The organism is Simplicispira hankyongi (assembly GCF_003570885.1).
In the GTDB taxonomy this organism is placed as follows: domain Bacteria; phylum Pseudomonadota; class Gammaproteobacteria; order Burkholderiales; family Burkholderiaceae_C; genus Simplicispira; species Simplicispira hankyongi.
Genome location: NZ_QXJC01000005.1, coordinates 51,960 through 64,735, shown reverse-complemented (window position 1 = coordinate 64,735; position 12,776 = coordinate 51,960). Strand labels below are relative to the sequence as shown.

Below are 12,776 nucleotides of genomic sequence, written 5' to 3'. Positions count from 1 at the left end.
CAAGCAGCCAATTTCATTCCTATTTTCGGCGGTACTCAGGCCCGCTATGCCGGGGTGCAGGCGCCCCCTGCCAACGCCGCGGCTGAGCCAATCTGGCTACCCATTCTGGCCTCTGCGGATGGCTGCCGGCAGCAAGGCCGCCATGCGCCATGCAAGGGCCCGCAGCGCAGAGCGCTCCGCCGGGCTGCCAGGCTGCACGAGCGCCGCTTCCAGCACAGCTTGGCGCGCGCTGCGCAAGGCCCTCCGGTCGCGCGCCTGAAGGGCGGCAAGCAACTGGTCGTGCAGGCGCTGCACGCGTTGCGCCTCCCCGGGAGGCAATTGCCTCTGCTCGGCCACCACCGGGGCCATCAGGTGCTGCGCCCAGGCGCTCACAGGCGCCAAGAACATGTCTTGCGCGCTCATGACCTGTCCGGCACGGGTGGCAGCGGTGGCAGGGCGCGGCCCGATGCCAGGCCGTACCAGTTCACCCGGCGCGTCAGCACCATCACCAGGGCGAGCACGGCGAACAGCGCCACCGAGCCCACGACCAGCGCCGTTTGTTCCAGTTGCAGCAGCACGTACAGCAGGGCGTAGAGCAGCCCCATGCCTGCACCAAACGGCAGGCCCCGGCGCACGCTGCCCAGCATGTGGCAGGCGTAGTAGCCGAGCAGCAGCACGCAGGCACTGGCTGCCAGCGCGTAGGCGGCGCCAAAGGGCAGGTGCTCCGACAGGCTGAGCAGCAGCAGGAAGAAGCTGCTCAGCGCGCTGCCCACCAGCAGGTACTGCACCGGATGCACGCGCAGGGTTTCCATCGCCTGGCCGCCCCAAAATAGAAAAGCGGCCCCCTCGGAGGGGAGCGACCCGCTGCGCGGTGGGGCTTGGAGGGTATTGCCCATCAGTTCGAACAAGCCCACGGCGACAAACGTGAGGGCGATGAACAGCAGCCCGTACTTGGTGGCGCGGTCGGCAAGCGAATACGGGTTCACCGGGTCGATGAAGGCCACGCTGAAGCTGTCGGCACAGCCTTTGCTGCCTGCCGGGACCACTTGCGGGCCCTCGTCGTCGGCGGCGGCGGCCGTGCACACTGGCTTGCCCGCCGCGACGTCCTGCTGCGCCGTGGTGGCGAGCGACGACAAGCGCCAGCGCGCGCTAAAACCATCGCTGCGCACTTCACGCTCGGACGGCAAAAAGCGACCGCCAAACGACGGGTGCGGCCAGCCGCTGTCCAGCATCACCGCGGTGTGGTTGCCCAGCGGCACGATGGACAGGCGCTCGGTGCCCACGAGCTCCAGGTCCAGCACGGCGGAAAAGCCCGCCGCCTGGCCCAGCACTGCTGGCGGCAGCAGCGCGTGCAATCCCCGGCTGTAGACGGGATGGAAGGTGCCCGGCTTCAATGCCAGCGCTGCGCCGCCGTCCAGCGCAAGCTGCGCGGTGCGGATGCCGCGCGCATCCCCCACGCCCAGCATCAAGATGGGCGCCCCGCACTGCATGCGCGAGCCGCGCACCGTCGTCTGCGGCTGCAAGCTGGCCAGCGAGGCCCAGTGCGCTTGCAGGTGCGTCTTGAGCGTATAGGCATTGACCTTGTGCAGGCCGCGCGCACGCTCTTCCATGGCCGCGCCCGACCGCACATCAAGCTGGTCGGGCATGGCGGTCAGCAGGAACTCTCGGCGCCGCTCTTCGCTGTGGCGCGCATCACCCGTACCCGTTTCGATGTCCCAGCTTTCCACACAGGCGCTGTGGATGAGGGGGCCTACCAAGGTCTGCGGTCCGGCCAGGCTGCTGGCCACGCTTTGCGCGGCCGCGCTGCGGTAGTGCTGGCGGCCCTGCACCACGTCTTCAATCTGGCCCAGGCCGAAAAGCAGCAACAGAACCACGGCGGCCAATGCGGCCAGTTTGGTGAACCAGGGGTGTTTCAAGGGAGTCCTTCACAGTCAATGTGAAGGCAGTCTGAAACGCCGCCGTGAGGGCAGGATGAAGTGTGTGAGGGCGGTGTGAAGTCCGCCCACAAAGCGCAAAGCGCAAGGGTCAAGCAGGCAAGATCAACTCCACCCGCAGGCCGGACGCGGCATTGCGCACCGCCATGCGCCCACCATGGAGCGCCACCACCCGCTGCACGATGGCCAGCCCCAGGCCCGAGCCGCTGCGCTCGCCGTTGGGGCGGGCGGTGGTGAAGAAGCGCTCACCGAGGCGGTGCAAGGCGTAGTCGGGCACGCCGGGGCCGCTGTCTTGCACGGCGATGGTGCTGCCCTGCAGTTCCACCGCCACGGTGCTGCCGGCCGGCGAAAAATCGATGGCGTTGTCCAGCAGGTTGCCGATGGCCAGGGCGATGAGCTCGGCCTCCCACGGACCGCTCGCGCCATCGCCTGCGAGCGTGAGCGCCACACCGCGCTGGCCAGCACGCGCCTGGGTGTGGGCGATGGCGGCGCGCGCACAGTCGTGCAGCGCCACCCAGCCTTGCGCGTCTACCTGCTGGCGCTGCTCCAATTTGCTCAGCTCCAGCAGCCGGTCGATAAGGCGCTGCAGGCGCTCGCTCTGCTGCACCACCTGGCCGGCAAATGCCGCGCGGTCGCTGGCCGGCAGGTCCTCCTGCAGCAACTCGCCTGCGCCGCGAATGGCCGCCACCGGGCTTTTGAGCTCGTGCGTCAGCGCACGTACGTACGCTTCGATATAGCCATGCCCCTCCAGCCGCAGGCGCATGCGCTCCATGGCGCGCGCGAGATCGCCCAACTCCCCCGGCACTTGCGGCACCGCCAGCGCCGGGGTGGCCGCAGTGGCAGGCGCGCCAGCCTCGGGGCCCTGCACGCTCAGGGCATAGTCGCGCAGGCGCCGCACGTTCCATACCATCCACAGCGTCACGGCCACGCCGACGGCGGCCGACAGCGCCAGCAACAGCAGGCCGCCCATCAGCACTTTGTGCTCGGCCCGGTCGATGAAGCGCTGCACGGTGCGCGTGGGCTTGGCCACGGTGAGCACCCCGGCGATGCGGCCGTCCACGAAGATAGGCGCAGACACGTGCATCACGCCGCTGGTGGCGTCGCCTGGGGTGTCACGGCTCATGCGGGCGCCGTACTCGCCGCGCAGGGTGAGCGCCACGTCGCGCCACTGCGAGAAATCCTGACCAACCGCCTCCGATTGCGAGTCAAACAGCACCCGGCCGGTGGCACCCGTGACGTACACGCGGTAATCCAGCGACTGCTTGGAAAAGCCCCAGATGGCGGCATCAACCGGCCGGCTGGCGTAGTGCTGCACGTGCCGGGCGAAGGCGCTGTCCCCGGCCTGCAGGCGCCCAGCAGCCAAGTCGTCGCTGGCCAGCTCGGCCAGGATGTGGGCCGTGTCCACCATCATGTCTTCCATCACCTCGCGCACGCTGGGCTTGATTTCGGCCACAAAGACGCGCAGCACGAAGAACGCAGCAATGCCGTTGATGAGGAAGAAGGCAAACAGCAGGCGGATGCCTAAGCGCATGGGTCAGCGGCGTGGGACAAAAACTATTAAAAATATAGCTGTAAGCGCTTTATTCATATGCCCTAGAGGCCTATTTTCTTCAAAAAACTAGAGATCAAGACTGTAGCCCATGCCCCGGTGCGTGCTGATGTATTCGCGCCCTGGGTCGGCCTCGCGCAGCTTGGCGCGCAGCGTCTTGATGTGGGTGTCCACCGTGCGGTCGGTGCTCTCGCTGTCGTCGCCCCAGGCGGCGTTGAGCAGCGCCGCGCGGCTGTGGATACGGCCTGCGCCTGCCAGCAGGCAAGACAGCAATCGGTACTCGCGCCGCGTGAGCGCCAGCGGTTGGCCATGCAGCTGCACGCGCTGGCCCTGGGCGTCGTCGTGCAATGGCGCGCTTGGCGCAGGAGGCTGGGACGCCGAGAACGGCGCGGCAGGGGGCGCGGCCGCTCGGCGCAGCAAGGCGCGGGCGCGCGCTGCGAGTTCGCGCGGACTGAAGGGTTTGGCCAGGTAGTCGTCGGCACCCAACTCCAGCCCGAGCACGCGGTCGAGCTCCTCGCCCTGCGCGCTCAGCATCAGCACCGGGGTATGGCCGGCGGCGCGCACTTCGCGGCACAGGTCCAGGCCGCTGCCGTCGGGCAGGCCGACGTCGAGCACCAGCAAGTCAAAGCCGCCAGCGCTCCACAGGCTGCGCGCGTCGTGCAGCAGCAGGCTGTGCGCCACTTGCAGGCCGGCCCGCTCCAGCGCGTAGGCGACGGTCCTGGCGATGGCCGGATCGTCTTCCAGCAGCAGTACGCGCGCCACCATAGGGAATCAGTGGCCCAGCAGCACCGGGAAAATCTTCGCCAAACCGCCAGCCATCACCTCGACGGCCAGCGCCGCCAATATCAGCCCCATCAGCCGCGTCATGACGTTGATGCCGGTTTTACCCAGCACACGCGCAATGGGGTCCGCCAGCGAAAAGCAAACCCAGGTGGCAAGACCAATCACCAGGCCGTACCCCACCAGCGCCACTTGCTGCCAGAACGTCTGCGCGTTGTTGGCATAAATCACCACTGTAGACATGGAGGCCGGCCCGGTGAGCAGCGGAATGGTCAACGGAACCACGGCGATGCTGGCGCCCGCGGCCGCCTTCTCGGCGCCCTCTTCCAGCTCATTGGTCGCCGGCTTGGCCTCGGCCGGCTGGGCGTTGAGCATGTTCATGGAGCTGATGAGCAGCAGCATGCCGCCGCCGACCTGAAAGCTTGGCAGCGAGATGTTGAAGAACTCCAGAATCTGCAAGCCCAGCAGGGCACAGGCGGCAATCACGCAAAAGGCGCTAAACGCCGCAGTGCGGATGGTGCGTTTGCGCTGGGCCTCGGAAAAGCCCTGCGTGTAGTGAATGAAGAAGGGCACGATGGCCAGCGGGTTCACAATGGCCAGCAGCGTGACCAGCGGTTTCAGATCCATGCCACGCTCCCTGCAGTGCTTGCGGTAGTTGTTTTCACGAATCGGCTCCTGCAAGAATTCGGTCTGGCATGAGTGTGCCGCATTTCCCCGCCAGTCCCTACAGCGCCAGGCCGCGCGCGGCCCGACAAAGGACAACAGGCCCGAATCTTCCCGTTCCCCGCTTTCTGCGGATGGCTTTGCCTTTGGCGCCTGGCGCTGTTTGCATGCTGCGTGGGCTGACGCATGACTGAGGGTGCGCTTTACAGGCATGTGAAGGTATGTAACTATGGAGTAGTTCGCATTCAGCCGCCATGTCCACCCCCACTCCCTCAGAAATGTCCGAGCTGCGAGCACTCACCGAACGCCTGGGTGACGTGCTGCGATCGGCACGGCTCGGGGCATGGATGGTGGATTTCGAGCGCGGCGAGGTCCTGTTCGACCGCCTGTTTCTGGAGCTCCTCGGCGCCAGCCAGGATGACAGCCTCTGCCTGCCGGTGTCCGGCTGGCAGGCGCTGGTGCACCCAGACGACGCAACCCGCCAACACGACCTGTGGGACCAATGCCTGCGCGGCGGGCGTGAGCGCTATGAAATCGAGCACCGCCTGCAGCGGCGGGATGGCAGTTGGCTCGAGTGCGCCTTTCGCGCCACAGTGCAGGGACGCTCCCCCCAAGGTCTGGCGCAGCGGCTGGTGGGTTCGTACCAGGAATGCTGCTCAAGCCTGCACCGTCGCGAAAATTTGCAGGTGGCGGCCACCGTGTTCACGCATGCGCGCGAGGGCATCAGCATCACCGACCCCAAGGGCACGATCATTGACGTGAACCACGCGTTCACCCGCATTACGGGCTACCCGCGCGAAGAGATCATCGGCCAGAACCCGCGCATCCTTCAGTCGGGCCGGCAATCGCCCGAGTTTTACGCCGCCATGTGGAAAGCCATCACCCAGCAAGGCCACTGGTCAGGGGAGATGTGGAACCGGCGCAAGGACGGTTCGCTGTTCCTGGAGGTCGTGACCATCAGTGCCGTGCGCGATGACAACAAACGGCTGCAGCATTACGTCGCCGTGTTCAGCGATGTCACGCAGGCGCGCGAGACCGAGCAGCGGCTCGAAGGCCTTGCCCATTTTGACGTGCTCACGGAGCTGCCCAACCGCGTGCTCATGTTTGACCGCTTGCGCCAATGCATGGCGCGGTGCCAGCGCCGCTCGTCGTACCTGGCCGTGGCGCTTCTCGATCTCGACGGCTTCAAGGCCATCAACGACCGGTATGGCCATGCAACCGGCGACCAGCTGCTCATCGCCCTGGCCCGCCGCATGGCGGAAGCCCTGCGCGAAGGCGATACCCTGGCGCGCATTGGCGGCGACGAATTCGTCGTGGTGATGGCCGATCTCGAGCAGCCACAAGATTTCAGCCCGGTGGTGGAGCGCCTGCTGCACGCCGCCAGCGAGCCCGTGCCGCTGGGCCGCGACACCTTGCAGGTCTCGGCCAGCATTGGTGTCACGCTGTACCCACGCGATGCGGTGGACGCCGAACAACTGCTGCGCCACGCCGACCACGCCATGTACCAGGCGAAACAGGCGGGCAAGAACCGTCTGGCCATTTTCGACGTGGCCCACGATGCCGCCCAGGCAAGCCAGCGCCAGAACCTGCAGGACATCCGCACCGCCCTGGAACGCAACGAATTCGAGCTGCATTACCAGCCGAAGGTCAACCTGCGTACAGGTGAAGTGGTGGGCGCCGAGGCGCTGATACGCTGGCAACACCCGGAACGCGGTCTTCTTGCTCCCGCGCTTTTTCTGCCCGCTATTGAAAACCACATACTGGACACCTTCGTGGGCGAATGGGTGATTGCGACGGCCCTGGCGCAAATGTCACGCTGGCATGCAGAGGGATTGAGGCTCAAGGTGAGCGTCAACGTCGGCGCCTACCAGTTGCTGGGAGATGGCTTCGCAGAACGGCTGGAGCAATTGCTGCACACCCAGCCCGATGTGGCGCCCGAGTGCCTGGAGCTTGAAATCCTGGAAAGCAGCGCCCTGGCCGATATGGCGAAAATATCCCACTTGATGCGCCGCTGCCAGGCCATGGGTGTGCGCTTTGCGCTCGACGACTTCGGCACCGGGTTTTCCTCGCTCACCTACATGCGCCGCCTGCCCGCGCAGGTCATCAAGATCGACCAGAGCTTCGTGCGCGGCATCCTGGGAGATGCTGACGACATCTACATCGTGCAAGGCGTCATCGGTCTGGCCAAAGCCTTCCGCCGTGAGGTGATCGCCGAGGGCGTGGAAACCATGGAGCACGGCGACGTGCTCCTGTCGCTGGGTTGCGAACTGGCCCAAGGCTATGGCATTGCCCGGCCCATGCCTGCATCTGCCGTGCCCGAGTGGACCCGCACCTGGCGCGCAGCACACCCGGTATAGCGGTTTAGAACGTGCTCACAAACTTAGGACGGGAAATCGGACCGCCTCACGCGGCCACAGGCCTGCGCGCCGAGCGCGCCGCCACCCCCACCCCCACCATGCCTGCAGACGACACGCCCAGCACCAGCGCGAGCGCCGCGCCATAGAACACAGCGCTGGTCATGCCCCGGTCGAGCAGCGCGCCGAAGACCGGCGCCGCCACGGAAAAACCCAAATCCAGGCCGGAGTACACCGTGCCGTAGACACGCCCCGTGGCACCCGGCGGCGCAGCGCGCTTGATCAACATGTCGCGCGACGGCCCGGCAACGCCCGTGCCGGCGCCCGCGATGGCGGCCACCCACAGCGCCGCCACGCCCGGCAACCAGCCCGTGCCCACCAGCGCCAGCAACACTGCACCGGCGCACATGGCGACGGCGATGGTGCGCTCCAGACGCTCGACACGCGAGACCAGGAAGCCCCCCACCACCATCCCGGCCGCACCAAACAGCATGTAGCCGGTAATGACCAGGGCCGTCAGATCAAGCGGCAGGCCATACATCCTGCCAAGCGCAGGGCTGGCGAAGCTCTGCATGGCGGCGAGCGCGCAGGTGCTGAAGAAAAAGAACGAAAAACACAGCCATACCGAGGGCAGGCGCAAAAACGCCATCGGGTGCTCGGGCTTGGCCTGGGCGCCGCCCACCGGCGCTGCATGGGCCCATTCGCCCTGGCTGTCGTCCACGGCATCGCGGTTCCACCACAGCACGGCGAGCACGAGAAGCGCCACACCGCAGGCGGCAAAACAGGCGGTGCGCCAGGAGCCGCTGGCCGTGGCAATACCCGCCATGAACACCGGCGCAGCCGCCCAGCCGAGGTTGCCGGTAATGCCGTGCACCGCGAACGCGTGGCCCAGGCGCGCCTGCGAGACCCGTTTGTTCATGATGGTGAAATCCACCGGGTGGAACGAGGCATTGCCCAGGCCTGCGAGCGCCGCCGCCACGGCCAGGCCCAGATAGCCTGGCGCCAACGCAGCGGTAAGCGCGGCGGCGGCAAAACAGCCCACGGCGAAAAACAGCACCGGCCGTGCGCCCACCCGGTCCACCAGGAAACCCGCCGAGGCTTGCCCAACGGCCGAGATGACGAAAAACACCGTCACCAGCAGCCCAAGCTCGGAATAGTTGAGCGAAAAATCACTGATGAACCACGGGAACAGCGGCGGCAGCAGCATGTGAAAGAAATGCGAGGTCGCGTGCGCCATGCCGATCAGGCCAATGGTTTTGGCGTCCTGGTGCAGGGGCACGGCGGCCTGCGCGCGCGAAGTGGCGGTAGTCATGCGGCGATGGTAGGCTGGCACAGAACGTCCGAACGGCGATAGTCTGCCAATTTCTGTTGCGATCATGCCAAGCACGCCCCTCCTCGCTGCCGCGGCCTCCCGACCGGTGGTCAGCTCCATCACGCCGCATTTGTTCGTACCGACAGCCGCACGGCCGGTCCGTGCCAAAGTGCGCCATCTGGCAGCAAACACCCAGGTTGCACCGCACAGCCACCCCTGGGCACAGGTCGCCATGGCCGACCGCGGCGTGATCCGGCTCGGTGTCGATGGCGGCAGCTACCTGGTGCCACCCTCGCATGCGCTGTGGATACCGCCTGGCATGGTGCATGCCGTCACTCTGGTGGACGACGCCGACCTGCGCACGCTTTACCTGTATGTGCCGCGCAGCCGCTGCGGGCCCGACGCCGCACCGCTGGCACAGGCCGACGCCTGGCGCGGCGCGCGCATGCTCGAAGTCTCGCCCCTGCTGCGTGCGCTGGTACGCGAGATGCCGACCGATGCAGACGACCAGCCGACGTTCACGGCGGCGTCAGGTCGTCGGCGTGAACGGCATCTCAGCGCCCTGATTCGCCAGGAGTTGGCACAAGCCCCCACGCGCCGCCTGGGCGTGGACCTGCCGCGCGACAAGCGCCTGCGCCAATTGTGCGAAGCCGTGCTCGCCGACCCGGCGCGCCATGACACGCTGGCCGCCTGGGCGCGGGACACTGGCGCCAGCCCGCGCACCGTGGCAAGGTTATTCCGGCAGGAACTGGCCACCAGCTTCACCCAGTGGCGCCAGCAGGTGGTCCTGGCGCAGGCCGTCTCGCTGGCCGCCCGCGAACTGTCGATCGCACAGATTGCCGCCGAGCTCGGCTACAGCCCGAGCGCCTTCAGCGCCATGGTGCGGCGCAGCGTGGGGCAGACGGCAGGACGATTTCTGGGCAAGGCGATGCGTGCTAGGCCAGGCGCAGAGCCCTGAGTTCTTGCGGCCTCAGCACGCTGCCTTGCGTTGCGTCAACACCCAAACGTCCCACACTTCCAAAATATCCCTAAATAAATTGTGTATTTAACGGAGGACATGTTCATGAAGGCGCTCACCGATCTTTTTTCCACCGACTATGGCCTGATGAGCATCGTGGGGATCGCCATCATGGTGGTGGGCATCACCGGTTTTGCCCTGGTGGTGCGCCACAAAATGAACGAACCGCCACGCGACAAGCAGGCCTGACCCGGCCGCCCTGGCGCTCGACATCGCGTGAACACGCGAGCCTGCAACTTGACATTCATCAGGTCAAATTGGGCCACCACTCCCGCGCTTTGTGCAAATAATGCGCTTTCACACGATTCGTATCGAATTGTGAGGGGGCTCCATGCAAAAGCTGATCGACAACCTGCGCCTGTCGCGCAAATTCCTGCTGGTGGGCGTGCTGGGACTCATCGCCCTTGCCCTGCCGATGTGGCTGGTGCTCTCGGGCGGCTTGACCGACATCGCGCGTTCTGAAAAAGCCCTCTCGGGCGTGGCGCCTGCGGTTGCCGTCGTCCACACCGTGCAGTTGATGCAGCAGCACCGGGGCCAATCCGCCAATTTTCTCTCCGGCAGCGAGGAGGCGCGCGCGCCACGTGAAGCACTGCTGGCGAGTTCTACCAAGGCGCTGCAAGAGCAACTCAGCACGCTGCAGCGCTTTGGCGACACAGCGTTGACGGCGCGGGCCGAGGCGGTGCAAAAGCGCTGGCTCGAGTTAGGAAAGGCGGTTGGCGAGCGCAGCCTGACCGTACCGGAGAGCTTTCGCCAACAATCGGCCGTGATTGACGAGCAGTTGGAAATTGTTTTGGGTCTGGTCGACCGCGCTGGCCTTACGCTGCATGTCCCCGCCAGCGCCTACTACCTGACGATGGCCGCCCTTGAACACCTGCCTCGTCTCACGGAGAGCCTGGGCCAGGCACGCGCCGTCGGCGCAGCGTTTCTGAACGCAAAGCAGGCCAACCCCAGCAGTCAGGCCCAGGCCGCCGCGCTGGTACAGGGCGCGCGCGTGGCTGCGCGGCAGGCACAAGGAGCCCTGGCGCTGGCCATGGCGAACGACCCTCTGGCGCGGCGCACCTTGGCCGAACCCGCTGCAGGCGCACAAAAGGCCGCCGACGCGGCCCTGGCGCTGGTTACCCAGAAAATCGTCGAAGCCTCGTCCTTCGACACGCCGAGCAAAGACTACATCGCCACCCTCACGGGGTACATCGACGCCCAGGCCAATTTGCTCGACCAAGCCATGCAGGTCATGTCGGCGCAAGTCTCCAGCCGGGCTTCCGACACGCGCCGCCTATTGCTGGAGGTCTTGCTGATTTCATTGGCCACTGCGGTACTGGCGGGCATGGTGCTGTGGCTGGTGCGCCGCAGCACAACGCGCTCGGTCGAGCGGGCCTTGGCACTGGCCCAGCGTATCGCGGCAGGTGACTTGGCTTCCGACGCAACCCCTGCGGGCCAGGATGAAATGGGCCAGTTGCTGGCGGCACTCAACAGCATGAACGCCAGCCTGCGCGGCATCGTCTCCGCCGTGCGCACCAGCAGCGACAGCATTGCCACGGGCGCCAGCCAGGTCGCCGCCGGGAGCCTCGACCTGTCGCAACGTACCGAAGAGCAGGCCGCCAACCTGGAAGAAACTGCAGCTTCCATGGAGCAGTTGACCAGCACCGTGCAAAGCAATGCCGACGTGGCCCACCAAGCCGCCCAACTGGCGCAGACGGCGAGCGAAGTGGCGGCGCGCGGCGGTCAGGTCGTGGGCGACGTGGTCACGACCATGGACGAGATCAATACGGCGTCGCGCCGCATCGGTGACATCATTGGCGTGATCGACGGGATCGCCTTCCAGACCAATATTTTGGCGCTCAACGCTGCCGTCGAAGCCGCCCGCGCGGGCGAGCAAGGGCGCGGTTTTGCCGTGGTGGCAAGCGAGGTGCGCAGCCTCGCCGGCCGCAGCGCCGAAGCGGCACGCGAAATCAAGGCCTTGATCGCCGACAGCGTGAGCAAAGTCGACGCCGGCGGCAAACTGGTGCACCAGGCGGGCAGCACCATCCAGGACATCGTCACCCAAGTGAAGCAGGTCAGCGAGCTGATCAGCAGCATCAGCCTGGCAACGGCGGAGCAGACACAAGGCATCGCACAGATGAGCGCGGCCGTCGATCAACTCGACCAGGTGACACAGCAGAATGCCGCCTTGGTGGAAGAATCGTCTGCCGCCGCCGACAACCTCAACCACCACGCGCAAGAACTGGTGACGGCCGTCGGCGTATTCCGGCTGGGAAGCATGGCACCCGCAGCCGCTCGGACGTCGTCCGCTGCCGCTCCCGCGAAGCCCCTCGCGCGGCAGGCATTGGCGCGCAACCCGTAATTTCAAGGTTTTTAGCCCTCTAGCGCTTATGCAGAAAGCGCTAGCAGCTATTATTTTGGAAGCGATTTTGCCTCCTGCCCAAGCGGGCCACGGGCCAACCCGCTATCGTGATGGCGCATGAACGCAGCGCAGGACCGCCCCAGGCAAGCCGCGCACCGCGGTGCGCAGCACGGAGGTTACCCAGTGAGCCCCACGACGCCCAACACCCATTTCTACGAACCGCGCCTCGGCCACGGCCTGCCGCACGACCCGTTCAATGCCATCGTCGGGCCGCGCCCGATTGGCTGGATATCGAGCTGCGCGCCAGACGGCACCGCCAACCTCGCGCCCTACAGCTTCTTCAACGCCTTCAACTACACGCCGCCCATCATCGGCTTTGCCAGCATTGAAGCAAAAGACACGCTGCGCAACGTGCGCGCCAGCGGCGAATTCGTCTGGAACCTGGCCACCCGGCCGCTGGCCGAGGCGATGAACGCGAGCAGCGCATCGGTCCCGCCCGAGGTGGACGAATTCGCCCTCGCGGGGCTCGATCGCCTGCCCTCGCGGCTGGTGCGCCCGCCGCGCGTGGCACGCTCGCCGGTGCATTTCGAATGCCGCGTGAGCCAGATCGTGCAACTGCAATCGGCCCAGGGCGTTGCCGTGGACACCTGGCTGGTGCTGGGCGAAGTGGTGGCCGTGCACATCGACCGCGCGCTGCTGCCGGGCGGCGTGTACGACACCGCCGCCGCCCAGCCCATCCTGCGCGGCGGCGGCGCGGCGGATTATTTTTCGATTGGCAAAGAGCAGCTCTTTCGCATGAAGCGACCCCGGTAAAGGCGGCCCCCAGCGCAGGCGCTACGGAAATGG

At 66.4% G+C, this 12,776-nt stretch carries 11 protein-coding genes; 5 read left to right on the top strand and 6 right to left on the bottom strand.

Features of this window, described 5'->3' with window-relative positions; genetic code table 11:
• Nucleotides 1-96 precede the first annotated feature (96 nt).
• The 5 genes from D3F03_RS12320 to D3F03_RS12300 form a co-directional block, all read right to left on the bottom strand.
• Complete coding sequence (locus tag D3F03_RS12320) at nt 97-402, bottom strand: hypothetical protein (RefSeq protein ID WP_245960605.1); 306 nt, start codon at nt 400-402, stop codon at nt 97-99.
• On the bottom strand, nt 399-1,895 hold the full coding sequence (locus tag D3F03_RS12315; RefSeq protein WP_119109724.1) for a cell envelope integrity protein CreD: 1,497 nt from the start codon (nt 1,893-1,895) through the stop codon (nt 399-401). Before D3F03_RS12315 ends, D3F03_RS12320 begins: the two co-directional genes overlap by 4 nt.
• A gap of 109 nt (nt 1,896-2,004) precedes the next feature.
• The gene (creC, locus tag D3F03_RS12310) at nt 2,005-3,444 is read right to left on the bottom strand and encodes a two-component system sensor histidine kinase CreC (RefSeq protein WP_119109723.1); all 1,440 of its coding nucleotides are present in this window, start codon (nt 3,442-3,444) and stop codon (nt 2,005-2,007) included.
• A gap of 87 nt (nt 3,445-3,531) precedes the next feature.
• Nucleotides 3,532-4,227 (bottom strand): winged helix-turn-helix domain-containing protein, encoded by a 696-nt coding sequence (locus D3F03_RS12305; RefSeq protein WP_119109722.1) that lies wholly within the window; start codon nt 4,225-4,227, stop codon nt 3,532-3,534.
• Between the two features lie 6 nt (nt 4,228-4,233).
• Entirely contained in the window at nt 4,234-4,869 is a 636-nt protein-coding gene (locus D3F03_RS12300; RefSeq protein ID WP_119109721.1) for a MarC family protein, read from the bottom strand.
• Nucleotides 4,870-5,159: 290 nt separating this feature from the next.
• Between D3F03_RS12300 and D3F03_RS12295 the strand changes: the two genes are divergently transcribed.
• Entirely contained in the window at nt 5,160-7,262 is a 2,103-nt protein-coding gene (locus D3F03_RS12295) for a putative bifunctional diguanylate cyclase/phosphodiesterase (protein ID WP_245960604.1), read from the top strand.
• Nucleotides 7,263-7,308: 46 nt separating this feature from the next.
• Here the strand turns inward: D3F03_RS12295 and D3F03_RS12290 are convergent, their stop codons facing one another.
• Nucleotides 7,309-8,571 (bottom strand): MFS transporter, encoded by a 1,263-nt coding sequence (locus D3F03_RS12290; RefSeq protein WP_119109720.1) that lies wholly within the window; start codon nt 8,569-8,571, stop codon nt 7,309-7,311.
• Between the two features lie 64 nt (nt 8,572-8,635).
• Between D3F03_RS12290 and D3F03_RS12285 the strand changes: the two genes are divergently transcribed.
• From D3F03_RS12285 to D3F03_RS12270, 4 genes are all read left to right on the top strand, one after another.
• Complete coding sequence (locus tag D3F03_RS12285; protein ID WP_119109719.1) at nt 8,636-9,529, top strand: AraC family transcriptional regulator; 894 nt, start codon at nt 8,636-8,638, stop codon at nt 9,527-9,529.
• A gap of 105 nt (nt 9,530-9,634) precedes the next feature.
• Nucleotides 9,635-9,778, top strand: a complete 144-nt coding sequence (locus tag D3F03_RS12280) for a DUF3149 domain-containing protein (protein WP_119109889.1) — start codon at nt 9,635-9,637, stop codon at nt 9,776-9,778.
• A gap of 142 nt (nt 9,779-9,920) precedes the next feature.
• Entirely contained in the window at nt 9,921-11,930 is a 2,010-nt protein-coding gene (locus D3F03_RS17505; protein WP_119109718.1) for a methyl-accepting chemotaxis protein, read from the top strand.
• A 183-nt stretch (nt 11,931-12,113) separates the two neighbouring features.
• The gene (locus D3F03_RS12270) at nt 12,114-12,743 is read left to right on the top strand and encodes a flavin reductase family protein (RefSeq protein ID WP_245960603.1); all 630 of its coding nucleotides are present in this window, start codon (nt 12,114-12,116) and stop codon (nt 12,741-12,743) included.
• Nucleotides 12,744-12,776 lie beyond the last annotated feature (33 nt).